We start from the raw sequence: 18,944 nt of genomic DNA, 5'->3' as shown, positions 1-18,944 counted from the left end.
GAACTTTATGTCGAAACGGCGCGCCGACAAAGCGGTCCCGCCAACAACGCCCCCGACGCCGCCTCCAGCTGCGTCTCCAGCCGCGCCATGAACTCGGCCCGCTTCAGGCCGGCGGGGATGGCGGGGTGGAATTCGTAGACGACCACGCCGGGGCGTCGTCGGAAGCCGTGGGCGGGCCAGTGGACGCCGGAGTTGGTGCTCATCGGCGTGCAGGCCGCGTCCAGATCTCGATACAGCGCCGCGATGCCGGGCTTGTAGTCGGGCGGCGCACCGACCGGGGCGCGCGTGCCCTCCGGGAAGATCAGCAGCTGGCGGCCCTCGGCGAAGCGGTCCCGCGCTTGACGCACCATGTCCTTCAGCGCCTTCGCGTGGGCCGAGCGGTCCACCGCGATCATCTTCGTCTTCCAGGCGAACCAGCCGAAGAAGGGCAGGGACATCAGCTCCTTCTTCATGATGAAGCAGTTGTCGGGCAGGACGGCGAAGGGCGCGATCACGTCCAGCATGGACTGGTGTTTGCCCGCGATCAGGCCGGCGCCCGTCGGCCGGTGCTCAAGCCCCCGGAACTCGACCCGGACGTCGGCGATCCAGCGCAGGCCGAACAGCACGAACCGCGCCCAGTTCCGGATCACCCACATGGCCCCGGCGTGCGGCCCCAGAAGCAGGGGCGACAGGCCGACGGCGAAGATCGCCATCGACAGATAGAGCCAGGCCACGAACAGCAGGGAACGGACGGTCGTCATGCGGTCTGTGTGGCCGATTGCCGATTGGCGGTCATCTCAAAAAAAGATCCCTCTCCCGCCGGGAGAGGGATCATCAAACGTCACGCCGCCTTGCGCGCGTCTTCGGCCGCCTCGGCCGCGTCCTGCACCGCCTGGGCGCCCTCGTCGCCCGAGACGCGCCGCACCAGCTCGCGGAACAGCACGGCCAGATACTTCGTGTATTCCAGCGTCATCCGCCGCGCGGTGACCGTGGCCCGCCACCAGCGCGAATCGTCCAGCGACGGGGTGGTGACGGCATGGGGGATCAGCGTGATCTCCGGCGCCTCGGTGCGGATCTCCACCAGGCTGCGCGGCATGTGATAATCCGAGGTCACGACGATCAGCCGGTCATAGCCGCGCGCGCGGGCCCAGCGGGCGATCTCCTGGGCGTTGCCGCGCGTATTCTCCGCCTCGAAGCCCAGGTCGACGCAGCAGTTGAACAGCCGCCGCGACCCCGGCGTGACCTCGCGCAGCTCCTGCCGCCTGACCTGACGATTGACGCCGGAGATCAGCAGCCGGTCGCCCTTGCCCTGTTCCAGCAGACGCATCGAGGCGTTGACCCGCTCGGGCGACGGCCCGGTCAGGGCCACGATGCCGTCGGCGCGGTCCGGCTCGTCCGCCGGCGTCAGCCCGCGGACCCGCTCGGCGAAGGCGAACAGCCCCACCAGCCAGACCAGGGCCGCGATGGCCAGTGCGGCGAGAAACTTCATGATGAACGAAGCCTAGCCGTGTGCGGGGGGCGCGCCAAGCGTTTCGCGCAGCAGGCGCATCGCCCCCATGGCCGCGGCCGGCAGGGCCGTCGCCGGCGCCGCCAGGGCCAGGGCCAGATCGCTCCAGCCCACCGGCAGGGCCGAGGCCGCCTGGCCCGCGCCCGCCAGAAGCTTCCACGCCGCCGCCAGAACCGCCGCCCCCGCCCCGCCCGCCAGCGTCGCCACGAGGACCAGCGGCAGCGCCGCTCCCAGCGTCAACAGGCCCAGTCGCCGGGGATCGGCGCCCAGGCGATGCAGCACGGCCAGATCGGTCCGCATGCCCACCACCGCCGCGCTGGCCCGCGCCCAGGCCAGGGCTCCCAGCGCGCCCAGCGCCGCCAGCGCCAGCGCGACCGCCAGCGCCCGCACCCCCGTCGCCGCCCGCGCCGCCTCGGCCCGCCACGGGGCGTCGTCGTCGACCTCGGCGTCCAGCCCGGCCTCCGCCAGCGCCCGGTTCAGCGTCAGCGCCCCCGCCGGCGCCTCGGCGTCCAGCCGCACCTCGACCAGCATGGGCAGGGTCAGCGCCTGCAGGTCGCCCTCGCGAATCCATGGCCGCAGCAGACGCTCGGCCTCGTCGCGGTCCAGCGCCCGCGCCTCGTCCACCCCGCGCACGCCGGCCAGAGCCTCGGCGGCGCGCGCGGCGGCGGCTGGGCCGGTCTCATCGACGCGCGGCCGCACCACGACCGTCGCCTCGCGCCCGATCTCGGCGACCCAGCCGGACGCCCCCCGGTCCGCCGCCGCCGCCCCGATCAGCGCCAGTCCGGCCAGCAGGGCCGCCAGACCCAGCGCCACGCCCGACGCCCGCCGCGCCGGCGCCCGCAACAGGCGGGCCCCGCGAAACTCCGTCCAACTCCTCACGCTGCGCCCCCCAGGGTGATCACCGTCGCCCCCGCCTTCTTCGCCCGCGCGGGGTCGCGACCGGCCATGACGACCGCCGCCTCGCCCTGACCCAAGGCGGTCAACAGGCCCAGCACCTTGGTGGCGACCTCGGGCGCCAAATCCTCGAACGGGTCGTCGATCACGATCAGCTCCGGCTGGGCCACCAGGGCGCGGGCCACCGCCAGCGCGCGCCGCCGCGCCCGGTCCAGCGCCCCGGCGGGCGTCTCCGCCAGCTCCGACAGACCCAGCCAGGCCAGCATCTCGCGCACGTCCGCCGCCCGCTCCGGCGGCGCGCCGGCCAGCAGCAGAGGCAGGGCCGCGTTTCGGAACACGCCCAGCCGGTCGATCAGCCCGTCCTCGCCCAGCGCCGCCCCGATCCGCCGCCGCAGCGCCGCCCGCTCGCCCTCCGTCAGGGCCCAGGGATCCTGTCCGAACACCTCGATCCGCCCCCGCACGGGCGGCCGCGTCAGGGCCAGCGCCGCCAGCAGAGCCGACTTCCCGGTTCCCGGCCCCCCGGTAATGAAGTGGAAAGAGCCGCGCGGCAGGATCAGTTCGCCGGAGTCGGTCCGCCCGGCCCCCCTGGCGCGCGCCTCCACGACCCCGATCAGACGGGCGACGGGCGCGGCGGCCGGGACGGCACGGCGGTCGGGGTTCGGCATGGGACCAGCAGCAACGGGCGCGGCGCGCCCTTCGGGAGGCGGCCGTCAGGCCACGCAGTCGGCGATGATACTGACCTGCCCGTCCTGCGCCACCGGCTATTTCGCCCCCGACGACGCCATCGGTCCGCTGGGCCGCACCGTCCGCTGCCAGTCGTGCAAGCACACCTGGAAGGCCCTGCCGGAGACCCCGCTGGACCTGACCGCCGCCGCCACGCCCGTGGTCGCGCGCGCCCCCTCGCCCGAGCCCGCGCCCGAGACTCTGGCCGAGACGCCCGCGCCGGAGCTGCCCAAGGCCTATCGCGCCCGCGCCGAGCAGCAGCGCCGACTGCGCCGCGCCGCCGCCCACGGCGTGGCCTGGGCCGGCACGGCCTGCGTCGCCCTGGGCCTGCTGGGCTCGGCCTGGCTGTTCCGGGCGGAGGTCGTCGACGTCCTGCCCCGCACCGCCTCCGCCTACGCCGCCGTCGGCGTCGACGTGAACCCCGTCGGTCTGGATTTCGAGGCGCTGAGCGCCCGCCCCTCGCCGGCCGACCCGTCCATGGTCATCGTCTCCGGCGCCGTGCGCAACGTGCGTGACGACGAACGCGTGGTTCCGACCATCCGCGTCGCCCTGTTGGACGAGGACGGGCACGAGATCGCCCACGACTACGTCCGCCTGGACGCGCCGCCGGTCCTGCCGGGCAAGGTTCAGGGATTCGCCGTCCGCCTGTCCGACCCCGGCGGCCGCGCGCAGGAGGTGGCGACCGACTTCGCCCCGAACGCCCCGGCGCCGAAGACGCATCACGAGGCTGCGCCAAAGGCCCGCCCACTACCGCAGGCCGACCACGCGCCGTCCGCCCCCGCCGCCGGAACCGCCACCCTGCGCCCCGCCCTGGGTCCGGTGCGTGAGGCCGTGGCGGCCCCGATCGACGCCGTCCCTCTGGACGCCGTGCCCGCCGCGGGTCATTGACCTCGGCCCATGGCCGAGCCCTCATCCGCGACCCCGACCGTCCTCCTTCCCGCCGATCAGGTGGCCGCGACCGTCGAGGCGCTGGCCGACCGCATCGCCCCCGTCGTCGACGACGAGACCGTGGCCATGGTTCTGCTGACCGGCGGCCTGTGGTTCGGGGCCGACCTGACGCGTGCCCTGGCCCGGCGCGGCCGGCACCTGCGGTTCGACGCCCTGTGGCTGGCCTCCTACGGCGACGGCACTGCCAGCCGGGGCCGCATCGACGTCCATGGAAAATTCCAGCGTGAGGTCCAGGGGCGGCGCGTCCTGATCCTCGACGACGTCTTCGACACCGGCCTGTCGCTGTCGGAGGCCGTGGCCCTGCTGAAGCGCGAGGGCGCCGCCGAGGTGCTGACCTGCGTCTTCGCCCGCAAACCCTGGCCCGAGCCCCGCGCCCTGGTCCCCGACTTCGTCGGCTGGGAGGCGCCCGAGCGGTTCCTGGTGGGCTACGGCCTCGACCACGCCGGCAAATGGCGCGGCCTGCCGGACGTCTGCGCGTTGGATTGAGCCAGATATGGAGCGCGGACCTCCAGGTCCGCGAGACAGTCGAAAAGGCAATCGCGGACGTGGACGTCCGCGCTCCTCAGAGCCAGTCCGCCGCCGGCTCGCGGGCCAGCATCTCGTCGTAGGTCGGCCGCTTGCGCACCACGGCCCAGCGGTCGCCGTCGACCAGCACCTCGGGGACCAGCGGGCGGCTGTTGTATTCGCTCGCCATCGTTGCCCCATAGGCGCCGGCGCCGGTGAAGGCGACCAGATCGCCCGCTTCCAGCGGCGGCAGGGGCCGGTCCCGCGCGAAGGTGTCGCCCGTCTCGCACACGGGCCCGACCACGTCGTAAGGCAGGGCCTCGCCCTGACGCGGCGCGACCGGGATCAGGTCGTGGAAGGCGTCGTACAGCGCCGGACGCAGCAGGTCGTTCATGGCCGCGTCCAGCACCAGGATGCGCCGCCCGTCCCCGCGTTCCGTCACCTGGATCACGCGCGCCAGCAGCACCGCCGCATTGGCCGCGATCAGCCGCCCGGGCTCCAGCGTCACCGCGACGCCCAGCCCGCCGACCGTTTCGGCCACCATGGCCGCATACTCCGCCAGCGGCGCGGTCGGATCGCTGCCCGCATAGGCCACGCCCAGCCCGCCGCCCAGGTCCAGCCGCGGCACGGTCAGTTCCTCGGCCCTCAGCGTCCGCGTCATCTCCGCCAGCACGCCGAACGCGCCCCGCAGGGGGCTCAGTTCGGTGATCTGGCTGCCGATGTGACAGGCCAGCCCGACCAGGTTCACGCGCGGATCGCGCCCGAAGCGGCGATACAGGTCCAGCGCCTCCTCCACCGGCACGCCGAACTTGTCGCCCTCCCCTCCGGTGGTGATCTTGGCGTGGCCGCCGGCGCCGATCTTGGGGTTCACGCGCAGGGCAACATCCGGCACGCGCCTGGCCGCCGCCGCGACCGCCGCCAGCCGTTCCATCTCCACCGTGCTCTCGACGTTGATCTGGCGCAGGCCCAGACCGACGGCGAAGGCCAGTTCCGCGTCCGTCTTGCCGACGCCGGAAAAGACGATGCGATCGGCCGGCACGCCCGCGGCCAGGGCCCGCCGAATCTCGCCCTCCGACACCGTGTCGGCCCCCAGCCCGCACCCGGCCAGCACCTTCAGCACCGAGACGTTCGACGCCGCCTTGACCGCGAACGCGATCAGCGGCCGGCCCAGCGTCGCCTCATGCGCGGCGAAGGCGTCGGTCAGGGCCCGCGCGTGTCGGCGCAGGGTCGCGGCGGAATAGACGTAGACGGGAGTGCCGACCGCTTTGGCGATCGTCGCCAGCGGAACGGCCTCGGCCTTCAGCGCCCCCCCGGACAGGGCGAAATGGTGCACCCGACCCTACTCCTGGAAGGGGCTGCCGGAGCCGCGATACGGATTGTTCGGGCCGCCGTCGATCGGGACCTGGTTCGACGATCGGTTCTGGGTCGCCGGCTCCGGCATCGGAGCGACCTCGGCTCCGCGTTCAGACCGCTCGGTCTTGCGCGCGGGCGGGGCTTCAAGGTCGGCCATGCGCCCGCATGCGGACAGGGCCACGGCGGCGCTTCCAAGGACGCAGAACGTCAGGATCAGGGTCTTGCGGCTCATGACAGGCGCGCCTTCCACTCTGCGATGCGCGCGCGGACCTGTTCCGGCGCCGTGCCGCCATAACTGGTGCGACTGGCGCACGAAGCCTCAGGCGACAGCACCTTGTAAACGGCTTCGGTGACGCGGGGCTCGATCTTCTGCATTTCGGCCAAAGGAAGTTGCCCCAGGTCCACGCCCAGTTCCTCGGCCCGCTTCACCGTCGCGCCCGTCACGTGGTGCGCCCGCCGGAACGGCAGGTCCAGCTCGCGCACCAGCCAGTCGGCCAGGTCCGTGGCGGTGGAGAAGCCCGCGCCCGCCGCCGCCGCCATCCGCTCGCGGCTCGGCGCCAGCGCCGCGACCATGGCCGTCATGGCCGACACCGCCAGCCCTAGGGCGTCGAACGCCTCGAACACCGGCGGCTTGTCCTCCTGCATGTCCTTCGAATAGGCCAGCGGCAGGCCCTTCATCACGGTCAGCAGCGCCACCAGCGAGCCGGTGATCCGCCCCGTCTTGGCCCGCACCAGCTCCGCCGCGTCCGGATTGCGCTTCTGCGGCATGATGGAGCTGCCGGTCGTCAGCTCGTCGGGCAGGGAGACGAAGCTGAACTGCGGCGTCATCCACACCACGATCTCCTCGCCCAGCCGCGACAGGTGCGAGGCGGCGATCGCGGCGGCCGCCAGGGCCTCCAGCGCGAAGTCCCGGTCCGACACGGCGTCCAGGCTGTTGGCCATGGGCCGGTCGAAGCCCAGCGCCGCCGCCGTCGCGTGCCGATCGATGGGGAAGGGCGATCCCGCCAGCGCCGCGGCCCCCAGCGGGCTCTCGTTCATCCGCGCCCGGGCGTCGGCGAACCGCCCCGCGTCGCGCCCGAACATCTCGACATAGGCCATCAGGTGGTGGCCGAACGTCACCGGCTGCGCGGGCTGCAGATGGGTGAAGCCGGGCGCCAAGGCGTCGGCGTGCGCCTCGGCCTGAACCAGCAGCGCGCGCTGCAGTCCCTTCAGCCCCTCCGCCGCCGCGTCGCACGCCTCGCGCACCCACAGGCGGAAATCGGTCGCCACCTGGTCGTTGCGGCTACGCGCGGTGTGCAGCCGGCCCGACGGCTCGCCGATCAGCTCGGCCAGCCGCGCCTCCACGTTCATGTGGACGTCTTCATACTGTTCGCGGAACGGAAACGTCCCCGCCGCCATCTCTTCGCGGATGGTCTGAAGACCGCCCAAGATCGCCTCGGCGTCCTCCCGCCGGAGGATCCCCTGAGCCGCCAGCATGCGGCAGTGCGCCTCCGATCCCGCCAGATCCTGTGCCCAAAGGCGCCGGTCCAGGCCGATGGAGACGTTGATCGCCTGCATGATTTCGGCCGGCTTGCGGCTGAAGCGCCCGCCCCACATGTCTTGACCTTCAGCCCTGCCGGGGTCTTTGTGATCGGCGTCGGAGGCGGGGTTTTCGGTCATGGGACTGTCCAAAGCGGCGATCGCCGTGATCGCGGGCGTGGTCGTACTCGGCGCGGCCGGGGGCGCGCTGCTCTATGCCAAACCCGACGCCCTGTTCAAAGGCTCGACGCCGGCGGAGGCGCAGAAGAGCGATTTGGCGCGCTTCGCGACGCGCTCGCTGGCCCGTCTGGAAACGCCCGCCGACACGCCGGTCGCCCCCGACTACGTCTTCAAGACCCGCGGCGGGGCCGACGCGCGTTTCGCCGATTTCCGCGGCAAGGTGGTGGTGGTGAACCTCTGGGCCATGTGGTGCGCGCCCTGCCGCACAGAGATGCCGACGCTGCAGGCTCTGGCCCAGGCCTATGCGGGCAGGGACCTCGTGGTCCTGCCCATCAACGTCGACGCCACCGACGACGCGGTGGCCGACGCGCTGAGCTTCATCGACGTGCACGAGCCCCTGCCGTTCTACGGCGACAAGGACTTCAAACTGCCCTTCGTCCTGCCGGGCGAGGGCAAGATGCCCCAGACGGTGATCTTGGACCGTCAGGGCCGCATGCGCGCCAGTTTCTCGGGGGAAGCCGACTGGGCCGGTCCGGAAGCACGGGCGCTGGTCGACGCCCTGCTGGCCGAACCGGCCTGAGCCGCCCTCAAGCAGCGAGCGACCGCGTCGCGAGCGATAGGCCGCCCTCAAGCAGCGAGCGACCGCGTCGCGAGCGGTAGGGCAAACAAGACGTCAGTTGCCGCGGGCGTCGGTCTGGGTCTCGGCTTCCTGCTCGCGGGCCTCCCGGGCCAGACGGTCGGTGGCCTCGTCGACCTCCTGCGCGGCCTCCTTGGCGCCTGCCTCGATGGCCGAGCCGACCTGCGCGGCTTCTTCCGCCAGGGCAGAGCCCGCGTCCTCGGCGGCCTCGCCGGTGTTTGCGGCGGCGGCCTCCGCGTCGGCCTCGGCGCTTTCCTGCGTCGATTCCGAGCAGGCGGCGGCGCCTAGGGCGAGAACGGCGACGGCGGCGAGCGAAAGGGTGCGGATGCGCATGGCGGTCTCCTTGATGTGAACCTTGGCCGTGAACGCGGCGGCCACGGCGAGGTTGCAGCGGGTCGGGACTGTGTCATTGTCGTTGCGCCAGCATCGAGGAGATCGCAATGCGCATGCTCATGACTGTCGTCGGCGCCACCGGCGCAATTCTGGTCACGGCCGGCGCCGCGTCGGCCCAAAGCGGCGCGCCGCCCAGCCCCCAGCAGGCCGCCGGGGGGCCGATCGGCCGGATGACCGCCGGCGAGCAGACGTGGCGCTTCGAGTCCGAGGAAATGCGGCGGGCGCGGCTGGGCTCTCCGGAGGAGCTGGAGGGAGAGTACGGCGCCGAGCGCATGGATCTGGCCCGACGGGTCTCGGATTTGATCGACCAGGGCAAATGCCGCGAGGCCCGCGAACTGGCTTCCGAAGCCGGCGAGCGCTCGATGGTCATCCGGATCCGTCAAACCTGCCGCCAGCGCGGATGAGCCTCAGGGGCGTGCTGATCGCCTTGGCGGCAGTGGCCGCGTCCGGCGCCGCGGGGGACGCGGCCGCCCAGTCCGCTCAGCAGGCCCTGCAGCTCACCGAGGGCCAGCAGGTGTCGCGCTTCGAGAACGAGGAGCGCCGCCGCCGACGGTCCTCATGGCTGGAGCTGGTCGAGCATTACGGCCTCGATCGCGTCGATCGCGCCGTCCGCGTCGATCACCTGATCCATCAGGGCCGCTGCCGCGAGGCGCGTGATCTGGCCAATGCCGAGGGCGACCGCAACATGGCGCTGCGCGTGCGTCAGATCTGCCCGGGGAACACGGGCGCGGTCACGCCACGCGGACGGCGGATGCGCGGCGGCTGACGCGTTCACGAAATGGTGGCTGGGGGCGGGCTCGAACCGCCGACCTGTGGGTTATGAATCCACCGCTCTAACCAGCTGAGCTACCCAGCCCCAAAAAGGGAACCCGCCGCGGCCGGTCGAGGGGCCGCGCGAGGGATCGTGGCCTATAACGACCGGACGCCTCCGGTTCAAGCGCCCACGCGCGACCATTCCGCGCCTTGCGGATCGCGTTCGGGCGCCCGACGTTGCGGGTCCGAGATTTCAGACCGGAGTTCCTCGCCATGATCCGCCTCGCCGCCGTCTCGATCGCCGCCCTGCTGGCCGCCTGCGGCCCCGGCGTGGCCCAGGATCCCGCGCCCGGCGCCCCGGTCGAGACGCGGCCCGCCAACGCCCCGGACCAGCGCCCGGCCTTCGAGGGCCAGACGCGCGCGCCGGGCGTCCGCACCGAGGCGGCGTTGACTCACGCCGTGGTCGCTTCGGGCCTGGTCGAGCCGTGGGGTCTGGCCCTGCTGCCCGACGGAAACTGGCTGGTGACCGAGCGCCCGGGCCGCCTGCGCCTGATCACCGCCCGGGGGCAGGTCGGGGAGCCGATCGCCGGACTGCCGGCCGTCGACGCCCGCGGTCAGGGCGGCCTGCTGGACGTGGTCGTCTCGCCCGGCTTCGCCCAGGACCGTCTGGTCTACTGGAGCTATGCGGAACCTCGCGACGGCGGCAACGCCACCTCCGTCGCGCGCGGCCGCCTGTCGGCCGACGCGACGCGGATCGAGGACGTGCAGGTCATCTTCCGCGCCTCGCCCACCTTCGACGGAACGATGCACTACGGCTCGTCGCTGGCCTTCGGACGGGACGGAAGTCTGTTCGTCACGACCGGCGACCGATCCGTGCCGCAGATGCGGCCCCAGGCCCAGGACCTGGGTTCCCACATGGGCAAGACGATCCGGATCAACGCCGACGGCAGCGTGCCGGCCGACAATCCCTTCGTGGGTCGGGAGGGCGCCCTGCCGGAAATCTGGTCGCTGGGTCACCGCAACATGCAGGGGATCGCCGTCGCGGGTGACGAGGTGTGGACCATCGAGCACGGCACGCGCGGCGGCGACGAGCTGAACCTCGACCGCGCGGGCCTGAATTACGGCTGGCCCGACGTCGCGTATGGCATCGAATATCGCGGCGGACAGATCAACGCCGGCCTGACGCAGAAGGAAGGCACGGTTCAGCCGGTCTACTACTGGGATCCGGTCATCGCGCCGGGCGGCATGACCTTCTATCAGGGCGCCATGTTTCCTGGCTGGAACGGCAACCTGCTGATCGGTGGACTGGGCGGCAAGCATTTGGCGCGACTGGTCCTGGAGAACGGAGAAGTGGTCGGCGAGGAGCGCCTGCTGACCGACCTCGGCGAACGCGTCCGTGACGTCGCCGTGGGCCCGGACGGGGCCGTCTGGGTCATCACCGACGAGGAGAACGGCAAGCTGGTGCGCCTTTCCACCGAAGGCTGACGTTCAAGTCGTTACTTGACGTTGACGTAAACGTAGGGTCTTTGGCGGGCACGTTTCGATTCCGCACTCATGCCCTCATGCAGCGAGGCGCCGCGCGCCGAGCGGTAGGGCGAACGTAGAGAGACCCTCATGACCGACGCCTATATCTACGACGCGGTTCGCACGCCGCGCGGCAAGGGCAAGAAGGACGGCTCGCTGCACGAGATCACCGCCCTGTCGCTGGCGACCCAGGTGCTGGAGAGCCTGCGCGACCGCAACGGGCTGGACACGTCAAAGGTCGACGACGTCATCCTGGGCTGCGTCTCGCCGGTCGGTGAACAGGGCGCCGACATCGCCCGCACCGCCGTGCTGAACTCGGGCTGGGCCCAGACGGTCGCCGGCGTCCAGATCAACCGCTTCTGCGCCTCGGGCCTTGAAGCCGTGAACATGGCCGCGGCCAAGGTGAAGTCCGGCGAGGCCGACTTCGCCGTCGGCGGCGGCGTCGAGGCCATGAGCCGCGTGCCGATGGGCAGCGACGGCGGGGCCTGGCCGGTCGATCCGTCCTCGGCCTTTCCGACCTATTTCGTGCCTCAGGGCGTGTCGGCCGACATGATCGCCTCCAAGTGGGGCTTCAGCCGCGACGACGTCGACGCCTATGCGGTCGAGAGCCACAAGCGGTCGGCCAAGTCGTGGGCCGAAGGCCGGTTCTCTAAGTCGGTGGTGCCGGTCAAGGACCAGCTGGGCCTGACCATCCTGGATCACGACGAGACGATCCGTCCGAACACCGACATGCAGACGCTCGGCGCGCTGAACCCGTCCTTCGCCATGATGGGCGAGATGGCCTTCGACGCCGTGATCAACCAGCGCTACCCCGAGGTCGAGCGCGTCAACCACGTCCACACCCCGGGCAACAGCTCGGGCATCGTCGACGGATCGGCCGGCGTGCTGATCGGTTCGCTGGAAGCCGGCAAGGCGCTGGGCCTCAAGCCTCGGGCCAAGATCCGCGGCGCCGCCTCGATCGGGTCGGAGCCGTCCATCATGCTGACGGGACCGGAGTTCGTGGCGAATAAGCTGCTCGGCAAGCTGGGCATGACCACCGCCGACATCGACCTGTGGGAGCTGAACGAGGCCTTCGCCGCCGTCGTGCTGCGCTTCATGCAGGCGCTGGACATCCCGCACGACCAGATCAACGTCTGCGGCGGCGCCATCGCCATGGGCCACCCGCTGGGCGCCACCGGAGCCATGATCACCGGCGTGGTGCTGGACGAGCTGGAGCGCTCCGGCAAGGAGACCGCCCTCATCACCCTGTGCATCGGCGGCGGCATGGGCACCGCCACGGTCATCGAGCGGGTTTAGGTTTAGGGGGTTCATCACCAAGGGCACCAAGGGGCCACCAAGGACACCAAGAGAGCGGAGTCCTTAACAGCCGCGCGCAGCGCATTCGTAAGTCGGATTGCCGGCAGCGCCTCGCTCCAATCCCTTTGTGTCCTTGGTGGCCCCTTGGTGTCCTTGGTGAAGAAACAACAACGGTCGGTCCGAACGCCGACGTCAGAATGCAAAGGCTGAAGCCGATGGAAAACTTCAAGATCGACGTCGACGCCGACGGCATCGCCCTGGTCACCTTCGACGTGCCGGGCCGGTCGATGAACACCCTGACCGGCTCGGTCATGGCCGAGATCCCGCAGGTGGTCGAGCGCATCAAATCGGACGACGCCATCAAGGGCGCGGTCCTGACGTCGGGCAAGGCCTCGGGCTTCTGCGCCGGGGCGGACCTGGGCGAGATGGCGGCGGGCATGCTGACCGGCGGCTCGCTTCAGGACGCTTACGATGCCGGCTGGAAGCTGAACGGGGCCCTGCGCGCGCTCGAGACCTGCGGCAAGCCCGTCGCCGCCGCGATCAACGGTCTGGCGCTGGGCGGCGGGCTGGAGCTGACGCTGGCCTGTCACTACCGCGTCGTCGGCGACAGCCCGAAGATCCAGCTGGGCCTGCCCGAGATCAAGGTCGGCCTGTTCCCCGGCGGCGGCGGCACCCAGCGCCTGACGCGCCTGGTCGGCGTCCAGGCCGCGATGATGGCCATGAGCGAGGGCAAGTCCTTCCGCCCCAACGACGCCAAGGGCGCGGGGATCGTGCATGAGGTCGTGCCCGCCGGGACCGAGGTCGAGGCCGCCAAGGCCTGGATCAAGGGCGGCGGCAAGGCGGCCCAGCCGTGGGACGACAAGGGCTTCAAGCTGCCTGGCGGCGGCCCCTATCACCCGGCGGGCATCCAGAACTTCCTGGTCGGCAACGCCATGCTGCGGAAGCAGTCCTACGGTAACTATCCGGCCGTGCTGAACCTGATGAAGGCGGTCTATGAAGGCGTGCAGGTGCCGATGGACGCGGCGCTGCGCATCGAGACCCGCTACTTCATCAAGACCCTGATGACGCCCCAGGCCCAGGGCATGATCCGCAGCCTGTTCCTGTCCAAGCAGGAGCTGGACAAGGGCGCGGTGCGGCCCAAGGACGTGCCCCAATCCGATCCCAAGAAGGTCACCGTGCTGGGCGCCGGCATGATGGGCGCGGGCATCGCCTATGTGAACGCGCTCGCGGGCATCCAGACCATCCTGATCGACCGCGACCAGGAGGCCGCCGACAAGGGCAAGGCCCACGTCGAGGAGCTGCTGAAAAAGCGCCTGTCGCGCGGCCAGCTGACCCAGGACAAGTACGACGCCCTGCTGGCGTCGGTGATCGCCACCACGGACTACGACCACATCAAGGGCTCGGACCTGGTCATCGAGGCGGTGTTCGAGAACCGCGAGATCAAGGCCGACGTCACCAAACGCGCCGAGGCCCAGCTGACGCCCGGCGCGGTGTTCGGCTCCAACACCTCGACCCTGCCGATCACCGGCCTGGCCGAGGCCTCGGTCCGCCCCGAGGACTTCATCGGCATCCACTTCTTCTCGCCCGTCGACAAGATGATGCTGGTCGAGATCATCATGGGGGCGAAGACCGGCCAGGCGGCGCTCGCCAAGGCGCTCGACTACGTCATGAAGATCAAGAAGACCCCGATCGTCGTCCAGGACGGCCGCGGCTTCTACACCTCGCGCTGCTTCGGCACCTACGTGGCCGAGGGCCTGGCCATGCTGGAGGAGGGCTATGCCCCGGCGATGATCGACAACATCGGCCGCATGACGGGCATGCCGCGCGGCCCGCTGGAGATGCACGACGACGTCGCGCTCGATCTGAGCGTGAAGATCGCCAAGCAGACGAAAGAAGACCTGGGCGACGCCTATGTGCCCCTGCCCGGCTGGAAGATCGTCCAGACCATGGTCGAGGACCTGGGCCGCTATGGCCGCAAGAACGGCATGGGCTTCTACGACTACGCCTCCAAGCCCAAGACCCTGTGGAAGGGCCTGTCGGAGCTGGCGCCGGTCACCATCAGCGACTCGACGCCCGAGCTGGTCGAGGACCAGAAGCGCCGCCTGATCTTCCGTCAGGCCGTCGAGGTCGCCCGCTGCTGGGAAGAGGGCGTGATCGACGATCCGCGCGAGGCCGACGTCGGCGCCATCCTGGCCTGGGGCTTCGCGCCCTGGACCGGCGGCCCCATCACCTACATCGACCAGTATGGACTGAAGGCCTTCGTCGAACAGGCCGACGCCTATGCCGCCAAGTACGGCGACCGGTTCAGCCCGCCCCAGCTGCTCCGCGACATGGCGGCCAAGGGCGAGACCTTCTACGGCCGGTTCACCGGGCAGAAGGCGGCGGCGTAAGATTTCCTTCCCCGCTCGCCGGGGAAGGTGGCCGACAGCGTCGGTCGGATGGGGTGGCTGTTGCCTCACGCCGACCGCCCGACAGTGAGCTAGGCTCGCGGAGCCACCCCATCCGTCTCGCTCCGCGAGCCACCTTCCCCGGCGAGCGGGGAAGGGATTGTTTCGTCTGATCCGCCGCCGCGCTATCCCTCCGGAATGACCGCGCCCCTGCCCGACGCTGTGCCCACGAACTGGGTCGACCGCCATGCGCCGGAGGGGCTGAAGGACTGGCTGAAGCTGGGGCGCTTCGACCGGCCGATCGGCATCTGGCTGCTGCTGCTGCCCGGCTGGCAGGGGATCACGCTCGCGCTGGCGCAATATCGGAAGGCGCCCGACGCCTATGACGCCTGGCTGTACGGCGGCTTTCTGATCGGGGCTTGCCTGATGCGCGCCGCAGGCTGCGCCTTCAACGACGTGGTGGACCGCAAGATCGACGCCCAGGTGGCCCGCACGGCCTCGAGGCCGGTGGCGGCGGGGCGCATCTCGGTGAAGGGGGCCTGGGCCTATGTCGTCGGGTGCAGCCTGATCTCCTTGGGCATCCTGCTGACTCTGGGGCCGGTCGCCATCGCGCTTGGCGTCGCCTCGCTGGCGCTGGTCGCCGCCTACCCCTTCATGAAGCGCATCACCTGGTGGCCGCAGGCCTGGCTGGGCATGACCTTCAACTGGGGCGCCCTGATGGGCTTCGCGGCGGCGTCGGCATCGGCCTCAGCGGCGATGCTCGCCGCCGAGACAGGTCTGACCATCCAGCCCTACGGCTTCGCAGGGCCGATCGACTACAGCCTGCACGACACCTACTTCGTCGTCCCGAACTGGAATGGCATGGCCCCCGCCGTCCTCCTCTGGCTCTCCGGCGTCTTCTGGACCCTCGGCTACGATACGATCTACGCGCTGCAGGACGTGGAGGACGACGCCATGATCGGGGTGAAGTCCTCCGCACGGCGTCTTGGGGCGAACGTGCGGATCGGCGTGGGCGTCTTCTATGCGCTGGCGGTCGCCTTCGCCGCTCTGGCCGGAGCCTTGGCTTGGCTCGGCCTTTGGTTCTGGCTGGGCCTCGTCCTGTTCGCGCTCCATCTCGCCTTCCAGACCGCGCGCGTCCGCCGCGAGGACGGCCTGCTGGCCCTTCGCCTGTTCAAGTCCAACCGCGACGCCGGCCTGATCCTCCTTTTCGCCATAGGCCTGGGCGCATTAGGGTGAAGCTCTCGAAGGAGACCGCCATGACCGCCCGCGCCCGCTTCCTGCTGCTCGCCTCCGCCGCCGTGCTGACGCTGTCGGCCTGCAACCGCGACCGGGAGCCCGTCGCCGACGGCGTCGCCGCCCCCGCCGCGCCGGGCGCCGCCGTGACCCCGGCCGACGCGGCCGCGCCGCTGATCTTTTCTGAAAAGACCGCCTTCGCCACCGTCAGTCTGAAGCTGCCGGACGCCATCAAGGCCCAGCCAGACCTGCACGCCAAGGTCTATGCCGACGAGGTGGCCCACCTGCGCGAGTTCGCCGAGGGCGCCCAGGCCGACAACACCGAGGCCGGCGCGCCGAACATGGCCTATGAGCAGACCGTCGAGCTGACGGTCGCGCATGAGACCGGCAAGCTGCTGAGCCTGACCCGCAGCGCGTCGGAATTCACCGGCGGGGCGCACCCCAACAGCGCCGCGACCGGCGTGCTGTGGGACAAGGCGCTGAAGCGCCAGATCGGTTGGACGGACCTCTTCGCCAAGGGCGCGGACTTCACCGCGCTGGACCGCGCCCTGTGCGCCGCCATCAACGCCGAGAAGCGCGCCCGCGTGCCCGACGCTCAGCCCGTGACGCTGGGCGGCAAGGACTGGGCCTGCCCCCGTGCGTCGGAGACGCCCTTCGTGCTGGCCCCCGGCACGACCGGCGGCAAGGCGGGCGGCCTGACCTTCCTGATCGGCCCCTATCAGGTCGGCCCCTATGCGGAGGGCGCCTATGCGGTCACCGTGCCGCTGTCGGCGTTCCAGTCGCTGCTGGCGCCCGCCTATGCCGACGAGTTCGCCGGAAGCCCGACGAAGGCGGCGTCTACGCCCACACCCTGAAGTGCTTGCTCAGCTTCAGCCCCTGTCGCTGGTAGTGGCTGCCGCCCTGGCCATACAGGCGTGAAGGCTTTTCGGTGAGCGGCTCATAGACCAGCCGCGCCACCGTCTGGCCGTGCTCCAGCAGGAAGGGGGTGTCGTGCGTGCGCACTTCCAGCACACCCTTGGATCCCTTGCCTGCCGCCTCGTCGGTGCCGAAGCCGGGGTCGAAGAAGCCGGCGTAGTGGACGCGGAACTCGCCCACCGAGGGGTCGATCGGCGTCATCTCGGCGGCCTGAAGCACCGGGATCTCGACCGCCTCGTTCGACGCCAGGATGTAGAACTCGCCGGGGTCCAGCAGCAGTTCGCCCTTGCGCGCGTAGAGGGGCTCCCAGAAGTCGCGCGGATCGTGGCCGTCGATGCGGTCGAGATCGACCACGCCGGCGTGGCGGCGACCGCGGAACCCGACGATCTCTCCGTCCGCCCCGGCCAGGTCGACGCCCACCGAACGGGTCTCCAGCTTCGGCGGCTCGCCCGCCTTCAGCCGCAGCTGGTTGAGCCGCGTGCCGGGCCGCACCAAGATGGAAAAGGTCTGGGGCGCGATCTCCAGATACAGCGGCCCGTCGTAACCCTCGGCCACGTCGTCGAAGGCGTCGCCCCGGTCGGTCAGCAGGCGCACGAAGACGTCCACACGTCCGGTCGAGCTCTTGGGGTTGGCCCGCGCGATCAGGCCTTGGGGCAGGCTCAGCCGCTCCTGCAGTTTCGCGATGTAGACGCAGCCCTTTTCCAACACCACGCCGGGGGTCAGGTCGATGGAATGCATGGCCACGTCGGCGATGCGGTCCTCCACGCGGCGCGCGCCCGGCAGGAAGCTGGCGCGCACGCGCCACGCCTGAGCCCCCAGTCGAAGGTCCAGACTGGCGGGCTGCACCTGGTCGGCGTCCCACGGGGTGTCGGTGGTCACGGCGCCGGCGGCGATCAGGGCCTCGATGCCCTGGCAGGGCAGGATGCCCGGTGTTTCGGTCAAGCTCATGATCCGGGTTTGCACGGTTTGGTCGCGCGCGTCACCATGGGGGATGCACGACGGCCCCGCCTATTCCGCCGAGACCCACGACGTCATCGTGCGCGTCCGCCCCAGCTATCTGGCCGGGCAGTCGGACCCGGAAGCTGGGCGCTGGGTCTGGGCCTATCAGGTCGAGATCGTGAACTGCCGCCCGGAGCCGGTGCAGCTGCTGGCGCGGCACTGGACCATCACCGACGGTCTGGGGCGGACGGAGGAGGTTCGGGGGGCCGGCGTGGTCGGCGAGCAGCCGGTGATCCCCCCAGGCGGGTCGCACAGCTATGCCTCGGGCTGCCCGCTGTCGACGCCGTCGGGCGCCATGGTGGGGACGTACATGATGGCGGACGAGAAGGGCGGGCGGTTCGAGGTGGCCATCCCGGCTTTCAGTCTGGACGTGCCGGGCGCGGGGCGCACGCTGAACTGAGCGAGGGGCGAGACCGGGGCTGCGTCAACCCGGAGAACCGCAGCCCCGTCCCGATCCGGCGTCGCATTGCGGGGCGACGCCGGGCGGACGGCGGGCCTGTTAGAGGCCGTTCATGACGCCTGTGTGGCGGCCCTGCCCTCAAGCAGCGAGGGACCGCGTCCCGAGCGATAGGGCGCTTAGATGTACCGCCGCAGCGACCGGGCCAACTCACCGGCGCCGTTCTTCTTCAGGGCGGGCTGATAGGCGACGCGGGCGTGCTCGACGCAGTAGACGCCTTCCGAAGCGCGGCGGCCGCAGAAGCTGAACTCGGCCGAGGACGGGTCGCCGATCGGCCATTTGCACATATGGGCGCCCAGGGTCATCACCGTGGCGGTGCCCGGCAGGTCGGGGATCGGCTCGGGCCGCGGGGCCACCGGCGCGGCCGGGCGCGGCTGGGCGGCCTCGATGCGGCGCGGGGCGCTGGGGGCCTGCGTCGGCGCGGCGGCGGCCGGGCGCGGGCGCGTGGGGCGGAAGGTGGTGCGGGCCGGCTGCGACGGCGCGGCGCGGCCGGACAGGCCCAGGCGATGCACCTTGCCGATCACGGCGTTGCGGGTCACGCCGCCGCCCAGCTGCTTGGCGATCTGGCTGGCCGACTGGCCCTCGAGCCAGAGTTTCTTCAGCGCGCCGACGCGGTCTTCGGTCCAGCCCAGGCTCATGTCGCCCTCCAAGATTCAACATATGGCGCCGAAACCCCGGTGCGTGGCCGGCGACCCACCACTAATCGTAAACCTCCCCTTAAGACGCGCAATATGTGGATTTCGT

At 71.1% G+C, this 18,944-nt stretch carries 21 protein-coding genes and 1 tRNA gene; 11 read left to right on the top strand and 11 right to left on the bottom strand.

Annotation, left to right across the window (positions count from 1 at the left end; all coding sequences use genetic code 11):
* Positions 1-5: 5 nt before the first annotated feature.
* The 4 genes from VGN45_RS09835 to VGN45_RS09820 form a co-directional block, all read right to left on the bottom strand.
* Positions 6-740, bottom strand: coding sequence for a lysophospholipid acyltransferase family protein (locus VGN45_RS09835; protein ID WP_327461899.1), 735 nt, complete (start codon positions 738-740; stop codon positions 6-8).
* A gap of 80 nt (positions 741-820) precedes the next feature.
* A complete protein-coding gene (locus tag VGN45_RS09830; RefSeq protein ID WP_327461897.1) occupies positions 821-1,468 on the bottom strand; it encodes a YdcF family protein in 648 nt (215 codons plus the stop codon).
* Between the two features lie 12 nt (positions 1,469-1,480).
* Entirely contained in the window at positions 1,481-2,365 is an 885-nt protein-coding gene (locus VGN45_RS09825; protein ID WP_327461895.1) for an ABC transporter permease, read from the bottom strand.
* Complete coding sequence (locus VGN45_RS09820) at positions 2,362-3,045, bottom strand: ATP-binding cassette domain-containing protein (protein ID WP_327461893.1); 684 nt, start codon at positions 3,043-3,045, stop codon at positions 2,362-2,364. Before VGN45_RS09820 ends, VGN45_RS09825 begins: the two co-directional genes overlap by 4 nt.
* 64 nt (positions 3,046-3,109) lie before the next feature.
* Here VGN45_RS09820 and VGN45_RS09815 point away from each other — a divergent pair, with 64 nt between their 5' ends.
* Together VGN45_RS09815 and VGN45_RS09810 are read left to right on the top strand one after the other, a co-directional pair.
* Positions 3,110-3,991 carry an MJ0042-type zinc finger domain-containing protein gene (locus tag VGN45_RS09815; protein ID WP_327461891.1) on the top strand — a complete coding sequence of 294 codons (882 nt, stop codon included), beginning with the start codon at positions 3,110-3,112 and terminating at the stop codon, positions 3,989-3,991.
* Between the two features lie 9 nt (positions 3,992-4,000).
* Positions 4,001-4,537: a phosphoribosyltransferase gene (locus VGN45_RS09810; protein ID WP_327461889.1), complete on the top strand. Its 537-nt coding sequence runs from the start codon at positions 4,001-4,003 to the stop codon at positions 4,535-4,537.
* A gap of 76 nt (positions 4,538-4,613) precedes the next feature.
* Here VGN45_RS09810 and lysA read toward each other — a convergent pair whose 3' ends face one another.
* From lysA to argH, 3 genes are read right to left on the bottom strand one after another with little or no spacing between them, the layout of a single operon-like run.
* Complete coding sequence (gene lysA, locus VGN45_RS09805; protein ID WP_327461887.1) at positions 4,614-5,888, bottom strand: diaminopimelate decarboxylase; 1,275 nt, start codon at positions 5,886-5,888, stop codon at positions 4,614-4,616.
* A gap of 6 nt (positions 5,889-5,894) precedes the next feature.
* The gene (locus VGN45_RS09800) at positions 5,895-6,140 is read right to left on the bottom strand and encodes a hypothetical protein (protein ID WP_327461885.1); all 246 of its coding nucleotides are present in this window, start codon (positions 6,138-6,140) and stop codon (positions 5,895-5,897) included.
* Positions 6,137-7,504 (bottom strand): argininosuccinate lyase, encoded by a 1,368-nt coding sequence (gene argH / locus VGN45_RS09795; protein ID WP_327462226.1) that lies wholly within the window; start codon positions 7,502-7,504, stop codon positions 6,137-6,139. Before argH ends, VGN45_RS09800 begins: the two co-directional genes overlap by 4 nt.
* 61 nt (positions 7,505-7,565) lie before the next feature.
* Between argH and VGN45_RS09790 the strand changes: the two genes are divergently transcribed.
* The gene (locus VGN45_RS09790; protein WP_327461883.1) at positions 7,566-8,186 is read left to right on the top strand and encodes a TlpA disulfide reductase family protein; all 621 of its coding nucleotides are present in this window, start codon (positions 7,566-7,568) and stop codon (positions 8,184-8,186) included.
* Positions 8,187-8,279: 93 nt separating this feature from the next.
* Here VGN45_RS09790 and VGN45_RS09785 read toward each other — a convergent pair whose 3' ends face one another.
* The gene (locus tag VGN45_RS09785; RefSeq protein ID WP_327461881.1) at positions 8,280-8,621 is read right to left on the bottom strand and encodes a hypothetical protein; all 342 of its coding nucleotides are present in this window, start codon (positions 8,619-8,621) and stop codon (positions 8,280-8,282) included.
* Positions 8,622-8,683: 62 nt separating this feature from the next.
* Here VGN45_RS09785 and VGN45_RS09780 point away from each other — a divergent pair, with 62 nt between their 5' ends.
* Together VGN45_RS09780 and VGN45_RS09775 are read left to right on the top strand one after the other, a co-directional pair.
* Positions 8,684-9,040 carry a hypothetical protein gene (locus VGN45_RS09780; protein WP_327461879.1) on the top strand — a complete coding sequence of 119 codons (357 nt, stop codon included), beginning with the start codon at positions 8,684-8,686 and terminating at the stop codon, positions 9,038-9,040.
* Positions 9,037-9,402 carry a hypothetical protein gene (locus tag VGN45_RS09775; protein WP_327461878.1) on the top strand — a complete coding sequence of 122 codons (366 nt, stop codon included), beginning with the start codon at positions 9,037-9,039 and terminating at the stop codon, positions 9,400-9,402. The genes VGN45_RS09780 and VGN45_RS09775 overlap by 4 nt, the downstream gene beginning before the upstream one ends.
* Positions 9,403-9,415: 13 nt before the next feature.
* On the opposite strand, the gene VGN45_RS09770 is transcribed toward VGN45_RS09775, so the two are convergent.
* A tRNA-Met gene (locus VGN45_RS09770) sits at positions 9,416-9,492 on the bottom strand.
* Positions 9,493-9,662: 170 nt separating this feature from the next.
* Between VGN45_RS09770 and VGN45_RS09765 the strand changes: the two genes are divergently transcribed.
* From VGN45_RS09765 to VGN45_RS09745, 5 genes are all read left to right on the top strand, one after another.
* Positions 9,663-10,874 (top strand): PQQ-dependent sugar dehydrogenase, encoded by a 1,212-nt coding sequence (locus VGN45_RS09765; RefSeq protein WP_327461876.1) that lies wholly within the window; start codon positions 9,663-9,665, stop codon positions 10,872-10,874.
* Positions 10,875-11,003: 129 nt separating this feature from the next.
* Positions 11,004-12,209: an acetyl-CoA C-acetyltransferase gene (locus VGN45_RS09760; protein ID WP_327461874.1), complete on the top strand. Its 1,206-nt coding sequence runs from the start codon at positions 11,004-11,006 to the stop codon at positions 12,207-12,209.
* A 215-nt stretch (positions 12,210-12,424) separates the two neighbouring features.
* Positions 12,425-14,599 (top strand): 3-hydroxyacyl-CoA dehydrogenase NAD-binding domain-containing protein, encoded by a 2,175-nt coding sequence (locus VGN45_RS09755; protein ID WP_327462224.1) that lies wholly within the window; start codon positions 12,425-12,427, stop codon positions 14,597-14,599.
* A gap of 195 nt (positions 14,600-14,794) precedes the next feature.
* Positions 14,795-15,832, top strand: a complete 1,038-nt coding sequence (locus VGN45_RS09750; protein ID WP_327461872.1) for a UbiA family prenyltransferase — start codon at positions 14,795-14,797, stop codon at positions 15,830-15,832.
* A 20-nt stretch (positions 15,833-15,852) separates the two neighbouring features.
* Positions 15,853-16,683 (top strand): DUF3298 and DUF4163 domain-containing protein, encoded by an 831-nt coding sequence (locus tag VGN45_RS09745; protein ID WP_327461870.1) that lies wholly within the window; start codon positions 15,853-15,855, stop codon positions 16,681-16,683.
* On the opposite strand, the gene VGN45_RS09740 is transcribed toward VGN45_RS09745, so the two are convergent.
* Positions 16,667-17,692 carry a 2'-deoxycytidine 5'-triphosphate deaminase gene (locus VGN45_RS09740; protein WP_327461868.1) on the bottom strand — a complete coding sequence of 342 codons (1,026 nt, stop codon included), beginning with the start codon at positions 17,690-17,692 and terminating at the stop codon, positions 16,667-16,669. The two genes, VGN45_RS09745 and VGN45_RS09740, sit on opposite strands and share 17 nt — an antisense overlap.
* Positions 17,693-17,735: 43 nt before the next feature.
* Here VGN45_RS09740 and apaG point away from each other — a divergent pair, with 43 nt between their 5' ends.
* Positions 17,736-18,143: a Co2+/Mg2+ efflux protein ApaG gene (apaG, locus tag VGN45_RS09735; protein ID WP_327461867.1), complete on the top strand. Its 408-nt coding sequence runs from the start codon at positions 17,736-17,738 to the stop codon at positions 18,141-18,143.
* Positions 18,144-18,319: 176 nt separating this feature from the next.
* On the opposite strand, the gene VGN45_RS09730 is transcribed toward apaG, so the two are convergent.
* Positions 18,320-18,832: a GcrA family cell cycle regulator gene (locus VGN45_RS09730; protein WP_327462222.1), complete on the bottom strand. Its 513-nt coding sequence runs from the start codon at positions 18,830-18,832 to the stop codon at positions 18,320-18,322.
* Between the last annotated feature and the right edge of the window lie 112 nt (positions 18,833-18,944).

The organism is Brevundimonas sp. (genome assembly GCF_035999125.1).
Taxonomy (GTDB): Bacteria; Pseudomonadota; Alphaproteobacteria; order Caulobacterales; family Caulobacteraceae; genus Brevundimonas.
Note: the sequence above shows the minus strand (reverse complement) of the source record. Positions and strands in the feature narration are given on the sequence as shown.